At 61.8% G+C, this 17,123-nt stretch carries 21 protein-coding genes; 7 read left to right on the top strand and 14 right to left on the bottom strand.

What is annotated here, in order from left to right; all coding sequences use genetic code 11:
• Positions 1 to 41 precede the first annotated feature (41 nt).
• The 7 genes from J2X76_RS09930 to J2X76_RS09900 all read right to left on the bottom strand — a co-directional run bounded on the left by J2X76_RS09930 (position 42) and on the right by J2X76_RS09900 (position 6,034).
• Positions 42 to 1,118: a D-alanine--D-alanine ligase family protein gene (locus tag J2X76_RS09930; protein WP_310215463.1), complete on the bottom strand. Its 1,077-nt coding sequence runs from the start codon at positions 1,116 to 1,118 to the stop codon at positions 42 to 44.
• A gap of 222 nt (positions 1,119 to 1,340) precedes the next feature.
• On the bottom strand, positions 1,341 to 2,243 hold the full coding sequence (gene rpoH, locus J2X76_RS09925) for an RNA polymerase sigma factor RpoH (protein WP_113126529.1): 903 nt from the start codon (positions 2,241 to 2,243) through the stop codon (positions 1,341 to 1,343).
• 194 nt (positions 2,244 to 2,437) lie between these two features.
• Positions 2,438 to 3,220 carry a class I SAM-dependent methyltransferase gene (locus tag J2X76_RS09920; RefSeq protein ID WP_310215460.1) on the bottom strand — a complete coding sequence of 261 codons (783 nt, stop codon included), beginning with the start codon at positions 3,218 to 3,220 and terminating at the stop codon, positions 2,438 to 2,440.
• A 228-nt stretch (positions 3,221 to 3,448) separates the two neighbouring features.
• Complete coding sequence (locus tag J2X76_RS31595) at positions 3,449 to 3,757, bottom strand: DUF1127 domain-containing protein (RefSeq protein ID WP_405030012.1); 309 nt, start codon at positions 3,755 to 3,757, stop codon at positions 3,449 to 3,451.
• An 82-nt stretch (positions 3,758 to 3,839) separates the two neighbouring features.
• Positions 3,840 to 4,001: a hypothetical protein gene (locus J2X76_RS09910; protein ID WP_310215457.1), complete on the bottom strand. Its 162-nt coding sequence runs from the start codon at positions 3,999 to 4,001 to the stop codon at positions 3,840 to 3,842.
• Between the two features lie 104 nt (positions 4,002 to 4,105).
• Complete coding sequence (locus tag J2X76_RS09905) at positions 4,106 to 4,939, bottom strand: AraC family transcriptional regulator (RefSeq protein WP_310215454.1); 834 nt, start codon at positions 4,937 to 4,939, stop codon at positions 4,106 to 4,108.
• 72 nt (positions 4,940 to 5,011) lie between these two features.
• The gene (locus J2X76_RS09900) at positions 5,012 to 6,034 is read right to left on the bottom strand and encodes an RluA family pseudouridine synthase (protein ID WP_113126533.1); all 1,023 of its coding nucleotides are present in this window, start codon (positions 6,032 to 6,034) and stop codon (positions 5,012 to 5,014) included.
• 53 nt (positions 6,035 to 6,087) lie between these two features.
• Here J2X76_RS09900 and J2X76_RS09895 point away from each other — a divergent pair, with 53 nt between their 5' ends.
• Together J2X76_RS09895 and J2X76_RS09890 are read left to right on the top strand one after the other, a co-directional pair.
• Entirely contained in the window at positions 6,088 to 6,474 is a 387-nt protein-coding gene (locus J2X76_RS09895; RefSeq protein WP_113285197.1) for a hypothetical protein, read from the top strand.
• Positions 6,474 to 7,295, top strand: a complete 822-nt coding sequence (locus tag J2X76_RS09890) for an RNA methyltransferase (protein WP_310215450.1) — start codon at positions 6,474 to 6,476, stop codon at positions 7,293 to 7,295. The genes J2X76_RS09895 and J2X76_RS09890 overlap by 1 nt, the downstream gene beginning before the upstream one ends.
• A 5-nt stretch (positions 7,296 to 7,300) precedes the next feature.
• Here J2X76_RS09890 and J2X76_RS09885 read toward each other — a convergent pair whose 3' ends face one another.
• Together J2X76_RS09885 and J2X76_RS09880 are read right to left on the bottom strand one after the other, a co-directional pair.
• Positions 7,301 to 8,506, bottom strand: coding sequence for a hypothetical protein (locus J2X76_RS09885; protein WP_113285195.1), 1,206 nt, complete (start codon positions 8,504 to 8,506; stop codon positions 7,301 to 7,303).
• A gap of 158 nt (positions 8,507 to 8,664) precedes the next feature.
• Positions 8,665 to 9,267, bottom strand: a complete 603-nt coding sequence (locus J2X76_RS09880) for a DUF1134 domain-containing protein (protein WP_405030011.1) — start codon at positions 9,265 to 9,267, stop codon at positions 8,665 to 8,667.
• Positions 9,268 to 9,451: 184 nt separating this feature from the next.
• On the opposite strand from J2X76_RS09880, the gene chpT reads away from it, so the two are divergent.
• Entirely contained in the window at positions 9,452 to 10,114 is a 663-nt protein-coding gene (gene chpT, locus J2X76_RS09875; protein ID WP_113126537.1) for a histidine phosphotransferase ChpT, read from the top strand.
• Between the two features lie 90 nt (positions 10,115 to 10,204).
• Positions 10,205 to 10,567, top strand: a complete 363-nt coding sequence (locus tag J2X76_RS09870) for a PleD family two-component system response regulator (protein ID WP_113126538.1) — start codon at positions 10,205 to 10,207, stop codon at positions 10,565 to 10,567.
• Positions 10,568 to 10,717: 150 nt separating this feature from the next.
• Here the strand turns inward: J2X76_RS09870 and ctrA are convergent, their stop codons facing one another.
• Positions 10,718 to 11,416 (bottom strand): response regulator transcription factor CtrA, encoded by a 699-nt coding sequence (gene ctrA, locus J2X76_RS09865; RefSeq protein ID WP_110120843.1) that lies wholly within the window; start codon positions 11,414 to 11,416, stop codon positions 10,718 to 10,720.
• A gap of 423 nt (positions 11,417 to 11,839) precedes the next feature.
• Here ctrA and J2X76_RS09860 point away from each other — a divergent pair, with 423 nt between their 5' ends.
• Positions 11,840 to 12,190 (top strand): hypothetical protein, encoded by a 351-nt coding sequence (locus J2X76_RS09860; protein ID WP_007769465.1) that lies wholly within the window; start codon positions 11,840 to 11,842, stop codon positions 12,188 to 12,190.
• A 134-nt stretch (positions 12,191 to 12,324) separates the two neighbouring features.
• Here J2X76_RS09860 and J2X76_RS09855 read toward each other — a convergent pair whose 3' ends face one another.
• Positions 12,325 to 12,603: a GNAT family N-acetyltransferase gene (locus tag J2X76_RS09855; protein ID WP_310215445.1), complete on the bottom strand. Its 279-nt coding sequence runs from the start codon at positions 12,601 to 12,603 to the stop codon at positions 12,325 to 12,327.
• Positions 12,604 to 12,709: 106 nt separating this feature from the next.
• Here J2X76_RS09855 and J2X76_RS09850 point away from each other — a divergent pair, with 106 nt between their 5' ends.
• Positions 12,710 to 13,162: a paraquat-inducible protein A gene (locus J2X76_RS09850; protein ID WP_310215442.1), complete on the top strand. Its 453-nt coding sequence runs from the start codon at positions 12,710 to 12,712 to the stop codon at positions 13,160 to 13,162.
• Between the two features lie 90 nt (positions 13,163 to 13,252).
• On the opposite strand, the gene J2X76_RS09845 is transcribed toward J2X76_RS09850, so the two are convergent.
• From J2X76_RS09845 to J2X76_RS09835, 3 genes are all read right to left on the bottom strand, one after another.
• Positions 13,253 to 13,528: a DUF1153 domain-containing protein gene (locus J2X76_RS09845; protein ID WP_007769470.1), complete on the bottom strand. Its 276-nt coding sequence runs from the start codon at positions 13,526 to 13,528 to the stop codon at positions 13,253 to 13,255.
• Between the two features lie 195 nt (positions 13,529 to 13,723).
• Complete coding sequence (locus J2X76_RS09840) at positions 13,724 to 14,449, bottom strand: sugar transferase (RefSeq protein ID WP_405030010.1); 726 nt, start codon at positions 14,447 to 14,449, stop codon at positions 13,724 to 13,726.
• Between the two features lie 131 nt (positions 14,450 to 14,580).
• Positions 14,581 to 15,612: a DUF2793 domain-containing protein gene (locus J2X76_RS09835; RefSeq protein ID WP_310215427.1), complete on the bottom strand. Its 1,032-nt coding sequence runs from the start codon at positions 15,610 to 15,612 to the stop codon at positions 14,581 to 14,583.
• Between the two features lie 250 nt (positions 15,613 to 15,862).
• On the opposite strand from J2X76_RS09835, the gene J2X76_RS09830 reads away from it, so the two are divergent.
• Positions 15,863 to 17,113 carry a sarcosine oxidase subunit beta family protein gene (locus J2X76_RS09830; protein ID WP_310215425.1) on the top strand — a complete coding sequence of 417 codons (1,251 nt, stop codon included), beginning with the start codon at positions 15,863 to 15,865 and terminating at the stop codon, positions 17,111 to 17,113.
• Positions 17,114 to 17,123: the final 10 nt, after the last annotated feature.

Here is a 17,123-nt window from a genome sequence, read left to right as displayed (position 1 = left end):
TCAGGCCGTGTCGCGAACCCGGGGTTCGCGACACTTCTGCTCTAGAGCGACCTGCCTGCGCGCGCCAGGCCGTGTGCGACCAGGCGGTCGATGATCTCGGGATAACTGACGCCGCTTACCTCCATCACCTTGGAATACATGCTGATGTTGGTGAAGCCAGGGATCGTGTTGAGTTCGTTGACGAGAACCCGCATGTCCGGCGTAACGAAGAAGTCGGCGCGCGCCATGCCGTCGCAGCCAAGCGCGCGAAATGCCCTTTTGGCAATGGCACGGATTTCGTCCTCGACCTCCTGGGGCAATTCCGCCGGCACCTTCAGCGCTGCGCCGTCACCATCGATATATTTGGCGTCATAGGTGTAGAAGCCGTGGGTTTCGGCAGGGATGATTTCCCCGGTCCGGGACACGAAGAGCCCACCCTTGCTATCTTCGAGAACCGCGCATTCGATCTCACGGCCGCGAATAAATTCCTCGGCGAGAAGCTTGCGGTCATGGCGGAAGCCCTCCGAAAGCGCCGCTTCATAATCCGCCCTGCCCGAAACTTTGCTGACGCCCACCGAGGAGCCCTGGCGGGCCGGCTTGATAAAGAGGGGGAGGCCGAGTGCTTCTTCCAGCTCCCCGAAATCCGGCAGCGTGCCCTGATGAATCGTGACCGATCGTGCCACCGGGACGCCAGCCTCGATGAAGAGGCGTTTGGCGATATCTTTGTCGAGGGCGTTGGCAGAGCCGGGAATGCCGCAGCCCGCAAGCGGCACGCCTGCCACCTCGGCCAGCCCCTGGACCGCACCATCTTCGCCATGGATGCCATGCAGGACGGGGAAGACGATGTCTATCCCCGTCAGTTCATAGGGAGAGCCATGCTCGGGAGATGCAAGCGCCCGTCCACGTCCTCCAGGGATGAAGCAGAGTTCCGTTCCGCTGATGGGTCGCGCGAGCGCTCCGTCCTCGAAGGCGCTCAGCAGCCATTGCCCTTCACGGGTGACGAAAACCGGGACGGCATCGTATTTTCCCGGATCCAGCGCGTGCATGACGTTGGTGGCTGAAAGCACCGATACTTCATGCTCCGCAGAGCGCCCGCCAAATAATACACAAATACGCAATCTGTTCGAAATGTCGGTCATGAATATCCTTCCCATCCGATTGTCACGGAGAATCTCGGTTCTCGGCCGGGTTCCGTGCGAGATATCTGCGACGCAGAATCCGGATATTCTGCGACGGCCCGAGGCGTCCGATATCTTTCGCGGAGATATTTTTTCCGCCCTCCGGAATAGAATTCCGCAAAGGTGCCAAAAGAAAAGGGGCCGCCAAAGCAGCCCCTTTTTGATGTCGGCGCCGAGCCGGATTTACGCGTCGACGACCCGCAGTGCGTTCGCCTGGGCGAGCGCCTCCTTCTGAACCGCGTCCTGCACCTTTTCAAAGGCGCGGACTTCGATCTGGCGGACGCGTTCGCGGCTGATGTCGAACTCGGCCGACAGTTCTTCCAGCGTTACCGGATCGTCGGCAAGACGGCGGGCTTCGAAGATACGGCGTTCGCGGTCGTTCAGGACGCTCAGCGCCCTGGCCAGCATGCGGCGGCGCGTGTCGAGCTCGTCCTGCTCGATCAGCACTTCCTCCTGGCTGTCGTGGTCGTCCACCAGCCAATCCTGCCACTGGCCGGATTCGCCTTCGGTGGCGCGGATCGGCGCGTTCAGCGAAGCGTCGCCTGAAAGGCGGCGGTTCATGGAAACCACTTCCTCTTCGGAGACGTTCAGCTTCGTGGCGATCTCGGCCACCTGGTCGGGCTTCAGATCACCTTCGTCGATCGCCTGGATCTTGCCCTTCAACCGGCGCAGGTTGAAGAACAGGCGCTTCTGGTTGGCGGTGGTGCCCATCTTCACGAGCGACCAGGAGCGCAGGATATATTCCTGGATCGAGGCCTTGATCCACCACATGGCATAGGTCGCCAGGCGGAAGCCGCGTTCCGGATCGAACTTCTTGACGGCCTGCATCAGGCCGACGTTACCTTCGGATACGACTTCGCCGATCGGCAGGCCGTAACCGCGATAACCCATGGCGATCTTGGCCACGAGACGCAGATGGCTGGTGACCAGCTTGTGGGCCGCATCCCGGTCGGCATGTTCGGCATACCGTTTCGCCAGCATGTATTCCTGCTGCGGTTCCAGCATGGGAAACTTGCGGATCTCGTCGAGATAGCGGTTGAGGCCGGCTTCACCGGCAGTAATGGAAGGCAAAGTATTGCGGGCCATAAAGCACCCCTTTCCGATCTATATATCGGCTCCCTTTTTGATCTAGCTGTGCATGCTGAAGGCGAGCCAAGCGGCGCGGATCATTCTCGACTCCGCACCGACCCAAGTGACAGATAAGTACGGCAGAACAGTGATTCAAGTCATCACAGAAGCGTTATATCATTACAACTTCGTAATATACGCTGCTGCGGATTTCAACGGTAGACGCGTTCCGACAGGGCCCGCATGCCCGACCGCACCATCAGTTCATAGACCATGCGACGGCTGATCGGATTGTGCAATCGTGTCACTTTCGCGCCGAGGAATTCCGTCTCCACATGGTCGAAGGCAAGAAGGTCCGGAGCCTTGGCGATCGCGTTCAGATAGAATTCGTGAAATTCGTTGCGGCAGACATAGGTCTTATACTTGGTCATGCAGAAGGTCGAGAACATATCCTTGCGGTCGCGCAGGAAGTCCGCGACGCCCACCGTCACCTCCGGCCATGCGGGATTGAACGTGTCGTCGAAGGCGATGATGCCGTGATCGGCGAGCGTATCCGTCGCAAGCCGGCTGTCGGCGGCGATGTGCTGCAGCGTGTGGCCGCCGTCGATACTGAAGAAGCGCGTGCGGCCGACCTTCCGGGTAATCTCGTCCGCCCGCATCAGCGTGCTGTCGCCCCTGATGACCAGCTCCTCGTCCACGGCCAACCCCAGACGCCGGCCGTTGGCGATGAACCGGGCATATTGTGTCGATGCAGCATCCGGCGTCTGGCCGAGATCGAAGAGATCGATCGCCAGGATCCTGTCGCCTTCGCTGATCTTCTTCAGAAGAAAATAGGAGCGCCCATAAAAGACGCCGATCTCGGCAATGCCACCTTCCAGCCCGCTTTTCTTCTGCGCCCGCAGAAGAGACAGGAAAACCAGCGCGTCGGGCGGATCGATATATCCCTCGATCGTCTGCAGGTCACGAAAGATGAACTTCCGGAGGCCCGTATCCATATCTTCCGCGTCCTTTGATATCTTTTCTATTTCTGAAGTCCATCATCTACAGTACTGAGTTGTACCGGAGGTTGAGTCTGGTGATATCTCTCTTCATTCGCGCTGCAGCAATGAATGGAAATAGAGCAAAACTTTGACGGTGATTTTTCTTGGTTTCGTCTGGAATAATTCCGACGATGACTCGGAATTATTCCAGAGTGTCTTTGGTTTGACTGGTTCCGCAGAATTTCAAAGGCATTTGCGCTCCAGTCCATGGGCGTTGCTGCGGCGGTAGCGGCTGATATCGCCATAGGCCTGACTGCGCGAGAGGCCGATATCCTTCAACTGGTCATCGCCGAGCTCGAGCAGTGCCAGCCGGTTGCGGCGCTGGCGAAATTTTGCGGCGATAGCGATGAGCACGCGGTGCATCAGCGAAGGCTGGATGACCGGAGCATCCTCCGTCGCGGGCACGTGGGGTTGCGCCAGAGGCGGCAGTTCCAGGACAAGGGGGTAGCGTTCCGATGCGCGGTCAAAGACCGCCCGGTTCTCGTTCTTCATGATCTTTCTCCTGAGGGATGTCGGCCGATCTACGGCCGAGGTTCAGGAGGCGGGCGGCTGACGCCCGCCTCGATGTTGGCGTTTACTTGCTGGCCGATTGTGCCGTGCGGGTTGCAGCTTCCGCTTCCCGCAGCGCTTCGGCGCATTCCTCGCAGCAGACCTCGACCGTCTTGCCGCCGATCTTCACCGCGATCCGGGTCGAATCGAGTTCGCAGTCGCAGGCGGCGCAGGTATTCTCTTTCATGATGTCATCTCCCGACGTGACGTTACGGGAGAAGAAAAGCATTTTGGCGGGGTCTTCCGCTGTCAGAATCTTTAGCGACTTTGCCCCTGGCGATTTACCGGGCGCTATCTCAACCCCGCAAATCTCTGGAATTCCGCCGGCGTGCGGCCATAAGCCTGGCGGAAGGCCGAGGAGAAGTGGCTGTGGCTCGAAAAGCCGAGTTCGAGGCCAAGCGTGGTCAGGTCGTCATAGGTGCCGAGCAGGTCGAGCGCGCGGGCCAGCCTGAGGCGAAGCTGGTAGCGGTAGAGCGGCGTGCCTTCCACCTGCTGGAAGACCTGGGTCAGATAGACAGGCGAAACGCCGGCTTCCCCGGCGATCTCGGCAAGCGTCCAGCGACGGGCGAGATCGGAGGAGAGGGCGAGCTTGGCGCGGTCCACCAGCTTCTGGCGGCCGGCGCTGGCGGTCGCGGCGCGCGCGGTGCGCACGCCGACGGAGCGGCGCACCAGCGTCATGGCCAGCGTTTCGGCCTCCAGCGTCTCGGCGGCGCCACGCATCAGGCTGTGGCGCAGCAGCGCCACCAGCGCTTGGGCCCGCTCGTCGATCCTCAGCCGCTGCTTGTTGAAGACGAAGCGCGAGCCCTTGGGATTGCGGTACTCGGCCGGGACTAGTTCCTCCAGCATCGCTTCCGGCACGTCCATACTCAGGCAGGAATCGCCGCCTTCGACCGGGTGGCTGATCTGATAGGCTTCCTCGCAGTTGAAGAACAGGACCTGGTTGGCTTCCGCGACCGTGTCGTCGCGGCCGACATGACGCATGAAGACGCCGCGATAGGGAAAGACGAGGCTCGTCGCATGCGAGCATTCTTCACCGCTGCGGTGCCTGCATTCGCCGCCGCACACGACGTCGCGGACCTGGATCAGGTCCGTATCGAGAAGCTTTCTGACGGCGAACTGGCTCATGGAGGGGCCTTGGTATGCCTCGTGGATAACGAGGACCTATATACGCCCCGGCCGCCTTTCAGGCCACCCGTTTCATGCCTTCAGGGCTTCGATCAGCTCGGCCATGTCGTCGGGCATCGGGGCTTCGAATTCCATCACCTCGCCGGTGCGGGGGTGTTCGAAGGCGAGCAGGAAGGCGTGCAGCGCCTGGCGCGGAAAGCGGTTCACGACGGTCTTGGCGGGTTCGGGCAGCAGGTTGGCCTTGGTCTTGAAGCCGGCGGAATAATCCTGGTCGCCGATCAGCGGGTGGCCGATATGGGCCATGTGGACGCGAATCTGGTGGGTGCGGCCGGTCTCCAGCCGGCATTCGATCAGCGCCGCGAGTGACGTCGCATCCGGCTTTTCGTGGAAACGTTCGATCACCTCGTAATGAGTGATCGCCTCGCGGGCGTCGCTGCTGTCTTCCTTCTGCACGGCGCGTTTGGTGCGGTCGCCGGCGCGACCGAGCGGCGCGTCGATCGTGCCCTTGAGCCCGCGCGGACGGCCCCAGACGATTGCCTGGTAGGCCCGCTCCAGCGGGCCGGAACGGCCATGGTCGGCAAACTGGTCGGCGAGGTGGCGGTGGGCGATATCGTTCTTGGCGGCGACCATGACGCCGCTCGTGTCCTTGTCGAGCCGGTGGACGATGCCGGGGCGCTTGACGCCGCCGATGCCGGAGAGGCTGGCACCGCAATGGTGGATGAGGGCGTTGACCAGCGTGCCGGTCCAGTTGCCAGCGCCCGGATGGACGACGAGGCCGGCCGGTTTGGCGATGACGATCAGGTCGTCGTCCTCGTAGAGCACGTCAAGCGGAATATCCTCGCCCTTCGGCTCGGGATCCTCGGGCTCCGGGAGATCGATCTCGACGGTGTCGCCGGCGGCGATCTTCTTCTTCGGCTCGGTGATGACCTTGCCATTGAGGCTGACGGCGCCCTGTTCGATCAGCGCCTTGATGCGGTTGCGCGAAAACTCGCCTTCGAGCACCGAGGTCAGCCAGGCGTCCAGCCGCCCTTCGGCCTCGTCGGAGGCGGTGAGGACTTTCCTTGGGCGTCCGGCTTCTTTAAAGGGATCGTTCATTCAATCATTCCGATAGCAATCGACAGCATTCGACAAGAGACAAGGACGCCCTGATGCCCCAACCCGAAATCGAGGAAAAGGAAGAGCCGCTTGATCCGGCGATGGAGAGAATCCGCCGGAAAATGGTGCTTCTGATACTCGTTTCGGGCGGGATCCTGTTCGTCTGCTTTATGGCGGTCCTTGGCGCCATTGTCTACAAGGTCACGCAGCGGCCTGCCACGTCTGCGACGATCGCCTCGACCGGCGGGTTCTCGGTTCCGGCCGGCCAGCCGCTCACGGCAACCGCGGAACTGCCTGCCGGCTTCGTTGTGCAGGGGGTATCGCTCTCCGGCGGCCAGATCCTGTTTTATGGGCTGCTGACCGGCGACCAGAAGGTGCTGATCTACGATATCGCCGCCGGCCGCATCGTCGCCGATGTGACCGTGGCCATTCCGCAATAATGGCGCCGGTCCGCATCGACGACGCGGACGACCTGCGGATCGCCGAGTTCCGGTCGATCCGCGAGCGTGACCTGACCGGCCGCGAAGGTCGGTTCATCGCCGAGGGCACCGTGGTGCTGCGGATGCTTGCCGCCGCGCATGGTTCGGGCGGCGACTTCCTGACCGAAAAGATCCTGCTGCTGGAAAACCGGGTTGCCGGCCTTGCGGAAATCCTGAGCTGTTTTCCGGCGGATGTTCCCGTCTACGTGGCCTCGTCCGCCGTGCTCGATCAGATCGCCGGTTTCCATCTGCATCGCGGCGTGCTGGCGCTCGGCCGCCGCAGGCGGGAGAGGACGGCTTCGGAGCTGGTCGCCGCGTTGCCGGACAAGGCCCTGGTGGTTGCGGCCTTCGGCATTTCCAATCACGACAATATCGGTTCGATCTTCCGCAACGCCGCCGCCTTCGGCGTGGACGCGGTACTGCTCGACCAGGGCTGCTGCGATCCGCTCTACCGCAAGGCGCTCCGGGTCTCGGTCGGGGCGGTGCTGTCGGTGCCCTATGCGCGCCACGGCACGATGTCGGACATTTTGGCAGCGCTGATGGAGAGCGGGTTTGCCGTTTGGGGGCTCTCGCCCTCGGGCTCGGTGGAGATCCGCAATGTACCGGCTTCCGGGCGCATGGTGCTGATCACCGGCACGGAAGGCGAGGGACTGCCGGCACAGGTGCTTGCCCGCATCCAATCGGCGCGGATCGCCCAGGCGCCGGGCCTCGACAGTCTCAATGCGGCGACGGCGACAGGCATTGCGCTCTACGAGATCGCCATGGCGCAGGGCCGTCTGTAGGGATCTCAGCTGTTCGCATCCCCGGTGGTCGCGAGCGTCTTCTTAGACTTCGCGGCCAGGCTTTCCCGGTTGCCGTTTCCGGACTTGCCGGAGAGGATCTTGTGGATCGGCGAGGACGCGCCTTCGGACGCCGCCGTCATGGCCACCATGCTGGCGGCGATCGAAGCAAGCTCCTGGCGGACCGCTTCGTCACTGCCGCCGCCCTTCTGCAGGCGTTCGGAAAGCGCCGTCGCCCTGGTGCGGGCGTCGTCGGCCATCCTGGCCACCGCCGGATCGACGTCCGGCTGTCCGGAAACCCGGGCTTGTCTCGGAGACGGAGCATGCGGAATTTCGCGCAGGTTGATGTCCTCCGGCGTAATCTTCTTTTTCGGTGCCGCCTTTACCACCGGGCGGACGAGGGTGGAATCGCGAAGGGCGCGACTGGCGTCCCGCGCTTCGGAATTTGCGCCTTTCAGCTTGTCCCGCAGCCGGCCGATCTCGGCCAAACGGCGCTCCAGCGTCGTTTCTCGGTCTGCGCGGTCGGAGATTTCCCTGGCGAGCTTGTCCTCCAGTCGCTGGACGCGGTTTTCTTCCTGGGCGAGCCGTGTTTCGGCATCCTTGGCGCGGGCGGTCTGCAGCCGGACGTCGTTGCGCAGCGTATCCCGCTCGTCGCGCAGGGCGGTGACGCGGAATTTCAGGTTCTCCACCTCGGTGTCGCGGGTCGAAAGATCGATCCGGAAATTGTCGGCGTCGGCCATCATCAGAGCCTGGCGCTGCTGCAGCGTCTCGATCTCGAGATCCTTGGCTGCCAGGGTTTCCTCGGCAGTTTCGAGCGCCGCCTTCAACTGCTGGATATAGCTGTCCTCCTGGCGCAGCCGCGCGCGCGCGTCGGCGGCCTCCGTATCCATGGTGTCGATCTGGGTGCGCAGGTCGGTGATCTCGGAAAGAAGCTGTCTGGCTTCCTCGGCAAGGGTGTCGCTCCTGATCTGCAGCGCGACCGCCTTGTCCCTTTCCTGGACGAGTTCCTGCTTGGTGCGGGCATTCTCGGCGGCATAGACGGCGCGCGCCATGTCGCGCTGGGCGCGGACTTCCTGCGGGCTGATCGGCAGCGTCGCCTTGATGCGGTTTTCGGTGTAGCGGACGATGCGATTGTGGACCGCCGGGGCAATCAGCATGACCGCAAGTGCGGCGCTCAGGAAACCCAAGCCGAACAGAAGAGCAAATTGGATCACGATGCGGCCGTTTCGCGGTCTGGATGGGAATGCGCAGGCTGTTTAAGCATGGTGGCATTCAACCGGCAAGCGCCCTTCGGGCGGAAGGCCGGGTTACCGACCACTGTTTCAAAAAACATCAAATCCCCTCCGCTGTGCGGAGAGGACAATGGCAGATTTCAGAAAGGGTTCCAGGTCGGCGACTGGGTGAGCTTGAGATAACCGACATTGATGCCGAGGCGAGCGCCGAGACCGGTGCGGATCGGCACGAGAATCACGTTGTTGTTGCGCAGCACCGTCATGCCGACGCCGGCGACCACGAAGGCGGAACCCGACACGCCGCCGAAGCGGGCGTAGAGGCTGTTCACCGAGGGAAGATCGTAGACCAGCATCATCGCGCGGGTGCCTTGGCCGCCATAGTCGATGCCGAGCGAGGGGCCCTGCCAGAACACCGGATGCTTGCCGGCATTCTTGGTATAGAGCTCGCCCTCGCCATAGGTCAGGCCGGCGATGAACGCGCCCGAACCTTCCTGGCCGAGGATGTAGCCGTTAGGCAGGCCGTATTGGGCAAAGGCGTTCTCGACGACCTTGGCAAGCCCGCCGCTGGTGGAGCCGAAGAAGCCGTGTCCGGCGTCGACGATTTCCTGGGCAGTGTATTGGTTGGAGCCCTGCTGGGCGGATGCCGGGCCTGCGAAGACCGCCACGGCTGCGATCACGGCAAACACCGTCGCTGCGAAACGGGCGAGGGCGGAACGGGTGTGGATGCGCATTGTCAGATCCATGATTGTATCATCCAGGGGCACGCCTTTTGCATCATGCTTAAGGCTCGTCTATTTTGGCGCCATGATCTTAATAATCGGTTTACCAAATATGGTGTCATTATGACCGGGAACATTGCTCAATCCCCGCGCAACCTTCAGATGGCAGGGCGTACAGGGGAGAGCATTTCCCAAACAGGAGACCTACATGCCGAAGAATCCGAATCTTACCCTTGCCGGGCCAGATCTCGCGGCACTTCTGTGCAGCCGCGTCTGCCATGACGTGATCTCCCCGGTCGGCGCGATCAACAACGGTCTCGAACTCCTCGACGAGGGAGCTGCCGACAGCGACGCGCTCGACCTCATCCGCACCTCGGCCCTCAACGCTTCGGTGCGCCTCAAGTTCGCACGTCTTGCTTTCGGTGCCTCCGGCTCCGTCGGCGCCTCGATCGATACGGGCGAGGCCGAGAAGGCCGCCAAGGACTTTGCCGTCGCCGAAAAGAAGACCGAGGTCACCTGGAACGGCCCGCGCGCGATCATCGCCAAGAACCGGGTCAAGCTGCTCCTCAACCTCTTCCTCGTCGCCTATGCGGGCATCCCCCGCGGCGGCTCGATCGACGTGACGCTGGAAAATCCGGAATATGACGCGAAATTCATCCTTACCATCAAGGGACGGATGATGCGCGTGCCGGCCAAGTTCGTCGAGATCGCCAGCGGCACGCTCGAAGAACCGATCGACGCCCATTCGATCCAGCCCTATTACACGGTGCTGCTCGCGGAAGAGTCCGGCATGGAACTGCGGCACGTGGTTTCGGAAGACAAGATCGTCTTCATCGCCGAAACAGTGGCCGCCGAGACGATCTCCGGTTGATTCGCTCCCGAGGGTAACCATTCATTAGCGCCATCGCCCTAATGATAGATGCTCGGAAACCAGAGCGGGTTTGAGCGTCAGGGGGATACGATGCAGCGTTTAATGATTGCCGACGGATCGGACATCGTGCGCACGGTCGGCAAGCGGATCCTGTCCGAACTGGGCTTCCTGGTGGTCGAGGCCGGCACCGCGCGCGAGGCAGTGACGCGTTGCAATGCCGAACTTCCCAATTTCCTGATCGTGGACGCGGGCCTGGAAGGTGCGCTCGAACTCATCGGCACCATCCGGGCGATGCCGAACGGCAAGAGTGTGCGCATCTTCTATTGCGTCATCGAGGCGGACCTGAAGAAGATGATGGCCGGCAAGCGTGCCGGCGCGGACGATTTCCTGCTGAAGCCTTTCGACCGCAAGATCCTGACTTCGGTCTTCTCTGCCCTGGCACAAGCCGCCTGATTCTCAAAACCACCGCATCCGCTCGTCCGATGGTGGCAGCGCCGCCGGCGATTTTCTTGTCCTGTTTCGTTTCGGGTCCGCAAACGGCTCAAAACAAAACGTCCGCCCGGCAGGCCAGGCGGACGTTTCGAAAGGGGACTCTCAGGCAGCTCAGGCGGTTTCGGCGTAGTCCGCTTCCGGTTCGCGCAGCACGTAGCCACGGCCCCAGACGGTTTCGATGTAGTTTGCGCCGCCTGCGGCATTGGCAAGCTTCTTGCGCAGCTTGCAGATGAAGACGTCGATGATCTTCAGTTCCGGCTCGTCCATGCCGCCGTAAAGGTGGTTCAGGAACATTTCCTTGGTGAGCGTGGTACCCTTGCGGAGCGAGAGGAGCTCCAGCATCTGGTATTCCTTGCCCGTCAGGTGAACGCGCTGGCCGCCGACTTCGACGGTCTTGGCGTCGAGATTGACGATCAGTTCGCCGGTGACGATGATCGACTGTGCATGACCCTTGGAACGGCGGACGATCGCGTGGATGCGAGCGACCAGTTCATCCTTGTGGAAGGGCTTGGTCATGTAGTCGTCGGCGCCGAAACCGAGACCACGGACCTTGTCTTCGATGCCGGCCATGCCGGACAGGATGAGGATCGGTGTTTTGACCTTCGAAAGCCTCAGAGTGCGCAGCACTTCGTAGCCCGACATGTCGGGCAGGTTGAGGTCGAGGAGAATGATATCATAGTCGTAAAGCTTGCCGAGATCGACGCCTTCCTCTCCGAGGTCGGTCGTGTAAACGTTGAAGCTCTCCGATTTCAGCATTAGCTCGATGCTCTGGGCAGTCGCGCTGTCATCTTCGATGAGTAGAACCCGCATATTTTTCCCCTTTACCGCCGCGTAAGGTATCTTTGCCCCCTTACTCGATACGGATCCAGACTGAGCCTGATTTGGAAGCTGCCACTAAATGGTTAACAAATTATGATTTCACCTGGCAAGGTTCATCATTTCGTTAAGCAAAATTAGTAGCAACCTGATTTCCCTTATGGATTGGTCATCACCAGGTTTGAATCAGCGGGTGAGGAAATTCCGCTAAGTGATTCATTCGACTCATACATTGTCGCGGCCAATTTAGGCCCTGGCATTTACCGACCCTTAAACGATCAGGTTTATCATTAATGATGCCCGTAAACGAAAGGTTAACGCGACGCCTTATTTATTAACGTTGCGAAAATTTTTTGATCCGGAGTGTACCAATCCGGATACACGGGCCTGGGTCTCGCTATCCACGGAGTATTGCGTATGAAGTCGCGTGACAGCCTGGTTCGCCTGAAAAGCTTTCAGGTCACCGAAAAGCGTCGTCAATTGCAGCAATTGCAGATGATGATGGCCGAGTTCGAAAGAATGTCCAAGGAACTCGAGCACCAGATCACTCTGGAAGAGAAGAAATCCGGCATTACCGACCGGAATCACTTCGCCTATCCGACCTTCGCGAAGGCAGCCCGCCAGCGCGCGGACAATCTTCAGGTCTCGATTCGCGAGCTGAAGGTGCAGGAGGAAAGCGCGGAGCTCGCGCTCGAGGAGGCAGAGGCAGAATTTGCCAAGGCTTCGGCGCTCGAAGAGCGCGATGGCGGAATGCGCGCCCGGGCCTAACGACGCCGGGCCGCATCAGCGACGGAAATGTCATAATCTGGGGCGGTGCCGCGGTGCCGAGGCCCCATTTCCGTTTTTAGCTTTCGTTAACATCCGTGATTCGGGTTCGGCGTCCCATATTAACGAAGCCCGGATTAACGTAGAATGTCCTGCCAGTCGGGGTGGCGTTCCACCTGAGCCTTGAAGAACGGGCAGAGCGGAATGATCTTCCAGCCGCCCTTGCGGGCTTCCTCGACCGCATGCAGCGCCAGGGCCTGGCCGACCCCTTTGCCGCGAAGCTCGTCGGGAACGCCGGTATGATCGACGATGATGAGTTCCGGCGATGCGCGGGAATAGGTCATCTCGGCGAAGTGCCCTTCGACCTCGGCCAGGTAACGGCCGCCCGCCCGCGTTTCTTCGAGGGTGATATTCATGATTGCCTCGCTTTTGTGCTTCCGCCGATGATGTAATACGGGAGGGGCCGCAGGGAAATAGCCGCGCGGCACACCCGGGGGTGACACATCGTCAACGGAGAAAGCGATGAACTGGCTACGGCCGTTTCTTCTCGTGCTGGCCGCGATCTTTCTGGGGCTCGGGCTTTTCCTGCCGATCATCCGCTTCGAGCGGCTCTATTTCTTCAGCGAGACGCCGTCCCTGCTGGAACTCGTCGCGGCGCTTTTCGAGGAGGGGGATGTGGCGCTGTCGCTGGTGGTCGGCCTGTTTTCGATCGTCTTTCCGATCGTCAAGCTCGCCGGGCTCGCGGTGCGGCTCTCCGGCCGAGTGAGGCAGGCCGGGTTTTTCGGCCGTGCGATGCCGCATCTCTCGAAGTGGTCGATGATGGATGTGATGCTGGTGGCGATCGTCGTCTTCGCCGCGAAGAGCAGCGGCCTGGCTGTTGCGGTCTCGCAGCCGGGCCTCTGGTTCTACGCCGCCTCGGCCATCATCGCCGGGGTGCTGCCGTCGCTGTCCCGGACCGGATCCGGGCAGAATTGAGCCGTCTTTCAGAAACCGAAAGGTGCCGTTGCGTTCGTGGCAGCGGCACCTTTTGTTTTCCGGTGCGGGCCGGGACCCGCGAATTCGGCGTCAGTGACGATATTGCTGAATGCGCGTGGTGCGCAGGCCGGCAAGGCCGTGATCGTTGATGGAGGACTGCCAGGACAGGAATTCCTCGACGGTGAGCGTGTAACGCTCGCAGGCTTCTTCCAAGCTCAACAGGCCGCCGCGAACCGCGGCTACCACCTCTGCCTTTCGCCGGATGACCCAGCGGCGCGTATTGGCCGGCGGCAGATCGGCGATCGTCAAGGGGCTGCCATCGGGGCCGATGACATATTTCACTCGGGGACGTATCAATTCGGTCATTGAACTCTCTACACAACGCAAGACCACGTCGGTGAGCCTAGCCGCCCAGTTTTAATATTTGACTAAATAGGCCGCAGCATTTGTTCCGACTGTGGCAGCAATCGCATTGCGTGTCCTAAGGCAGGACGAAAAGCCTTGTTGCTCAAGGGAAAGACGGCGGCTTGGCGGCAGCGCGATCCTGCAAAAAGAGGCGGATCAGAAGCCTTCGCCGCCTCGAAATTCGACAAGCAACGTGCCGAACATGATGCGCAGATCGAGAAAAATCGAGAAATTGTCGATGTAATGGAGGTCGCAGGCGATGCGGGCGCGCGCCTTGCCGGGACGATCCGTCGGACCGCGAAGGCCGCGCATCTGCGCGAGGCCGGTCATGCCCGGCCGCATCGCATGGCGGCGGTGATAGTCCGGAACGAGGTCCTCGTAACGGATGCCGGCCGCCAGCATGCCGATCGCGTGACAGCGTGGGCCGACCAGCGACATGTCGCCTTTCAGGACATTCAGGAGTTGCGGCAGTTCGTCGATATTGGCCTTGCGGATGAGGGCGCCGACACGGGTGACGCGCGGATCGTTCCGCACGGTCTGCGCGATCCCTTTCTCGTCGCCGAGAGCGGTGCGCATCGACCGGAACTTGTAGACGCGGAACCTGCGGCTGTCCTTGCCCCAGCGCGTCTGGGTAAAGAGCACCGGTCCGTCGCTGTCGAGGCGGATCGCCAGCGCGACCGCCAGCATCACGGGCAGGAGCAGGATCAGCGCCGCCAGCGAGACGCCGATGTCGATCGCCCGCTTTGCGGCGAGCTGAAGGCGAAGGCTGGTGCCGGCTTTATGGAGCTGGACCGATTGCCGGATACGGGCTGGCGGCGGCGCGATATGGCGCCTGCCGCGCGACCTGCCGGTCGTGTCGTCATGCAGATCAGGAACACTCAAAACCAGCCACCCGTACTCTACCCCTCCGAAGCCTCGAAGGCCTCGGTGGCTCGTAATAGAACAGCCGCGTTGCGGAGTCATCCGTCAATTTAACGGGTTGTTAAGGATGAATAGATTTTTCCGGGATACCGTCACGACAGCATCGCCAAGGATAGTTCGGTCTTTCCTGCCCCTAGTTCCAGTTGTGCCGTCCCCGCATGCCCGAGCGTCAGGTAATCGCCGGCGGAAAAGGAAAAAATTCCCGTTGCGGATTGTATTTGTGCTCCGCCGGCGATGCCGTTCATCGCGATAAGCGTCTGCGTTGCATTGAGCATCAGGCTGGTCGCATGGCCGGACGAAGACAGGACCGCGACATTGAGGCCAACGAGATAGAGGCCGGTAGCCGGGGCGACGATGCGGCTGCCGCCGCCGGCGACCGCAGCGCCCAGCGAAAAGCCGCCATGGGCGAGGGCGAGCGTGGTGAAACCGCTCTGCTGGCCGGCCGTCGGGGTGAAGCTCGTACCGGTGCGATAGGCTCGGGCGGCCGGCTGGTTCGGCTGCGAGACCTGGCCGGCGGGCGAGATCGAAAGCCCGGTCCTCCAGGTCGTCCCGTCGCTGACCTTGACCGAGAACTCGGTGTTGCCGGCCAGCCCCATCTCCGCGTAACCGGTCCAGTTCGACTGGAAGAGCAGCGAGGCCGTGTCGGCGGAAGCCGCCTTGTTGACCTTGATCTGGTGGCCGTTGCCCGCGTGGTTGAAGAGGCTTGCCGGAGCGGAAAGGGCGAGCCGGTTGGTGCCGTCGGGCGTCGCATTGATCCCGAGCTGGTCGAGGCGGCCGGTGGCGGGCAGGGGGATATCCTGCCAGAGCGCGCCGGAAAACACCTTGAGCTTTTCGGCAGCGGCGAACCAGGCCCGCCAGCCGGTGTGCGGGGCCAGAAATGCCCAGTAGCCGTCCTGCCAGGACGCGATACGTCCGGTCTTGCCGGCCCAGGCGCCCGTGGGTGCGGCCCCGACCAGATAGCAGGCGCCTTCCGCCGGTGCGCCGGGCGGGGTCGCGAGCTCCGCGATGACCGTCAGATGCACGAGCGCATCGAGCCGCAGCAGGGCCTCGTTGTGGGTGACATGTTTCTGCGCCTGCGAAGGCAGGATGAAGGGCATGTTCAGGTTCGCGGTCGTATCGGCCATGGTTCTCTCCGTTCGGTTTCCGACCAGTCTAAGGTCGGCGGCGGAGGCGGGGAGAAGCGAGTGGCCAAGCCTTTGAAAAAGCTGAGGCGGCATTCCCGAAACATGCCCGTCCTCGATGCGGCGTGGCCGGAAAGCAACGGCGGCGGACGGGCAGGGCTTTTCGTCGCATCCGGGCTCGTCAGTGTCCTGATTGCGCTTGTCCTTTCTCTCGCATATGCGAATGTGAGCGCGGCGAGAGACAGGGAAAAGCATGCGTTATTCGGCCTATTCGATCTTCAAGGAAGCGCTTTCCGGCAACCGGATGTGGAAGCCCGCCTGGCGCGAGCCGCAGCCGAAACCGCATTACGACGTGATCATCGTCGGCGGCGGCGGGCACGGGCTGGCGACCGCATATTATCTAGCCAAGGAATTCGGCATCACCAATGTCGCGGTGCTCGAAAAGGGCTATCTCGGCTCCGGCAATGTCGGGCGCAACACGACGATCATCCGTTCCAACTACCTGCTCGAGGGCAATAATCCGTTCTACGAATTCTCGCTGAAGCTCTGGGAAGGGCTGGAACGGGATTTCAACTACAATGCCATGGTCTCCCAGCGCGGCATTCTGAACCTCTTCCATTCCGACAGTCAGCGGGACGCCCATGCCCGCAAGGGCAACGGCATGCGCATCCATGGCGTCGATGCCGAACTGCTCGACCGCGAGCAGGTGCGCCGGAAGGCGCCCTATCTGAATTTCGACCACGCCCGGTTCCCGATCATGGGGGCTCTCTACCAGAAGCGCGCCGGCACGGTGCGGCATGACGCGGTTGCCTGGGGTTACGGCCGCGGTGCGGATGCCCGCGGCGTCGACCTGATCCAGCATTGCGAGGTGACCGGCATCCGCCGCGAAAACGGGCTGGTGGTCGGCGTCGAGACGACCAGGGGTTTCATCGGCTGCAACAAGCTGGCGCTGGCCGCCGCCGGTAATACGACGACGGTCGGCCGGATGGCCGATCTCGAACTGCCGATCGAGACGCATGTCCTGCAGGCCTTCGTTTCGGAAGGGCTCAAACCCGTGATCGACCACGTGATCACCTATGGCGCCGGGCATTTCTACATATCGCAGTCGGACAAAGGCGGGCTGGTGTTCGGCGCCGAGATCGATTTCTATTCCTCCTATGCGCAGCGCGGCAATCTGCAGACCGTCGAACACACGATGGAGGAGGGGGTGTCGCTGATCCCCGGCCTGTCGCGCGCCAAGGTGTTGAGGAGCTGGGGTGGGGTGATGGACATGTCGATGGACGGATCGCCGATCATCGACCGCACGCCGATCGACAACCTCTATCTCAACTGCGGTTGGTGTTACGGCGGCTTCAAGGCGACGCCGGCCTCCGGTTTCTGTTTCGCCCACCTGATCGCCAAGAACGAGACGCACCACGTCTCCCGCTTCATGCGGCTCGACCGGTTCGAGCGCGGTTACACGATCGACGAAGCGGGCCGCGGCCCCCAGCCGAACCTCCACTGAGCAAGATCCC

Source organism: Neorhizobium sp. 2083, assembly GCF_031455615.1.
GTDB lineage: Bacteria > Pseudomonadota > Alphaproteobacteria > Rhizobiales > Rhizobiaceae > Neorhizobium.
This window is presented reverse-complemented; position numbering and strand designations above follow the sequence as displayed.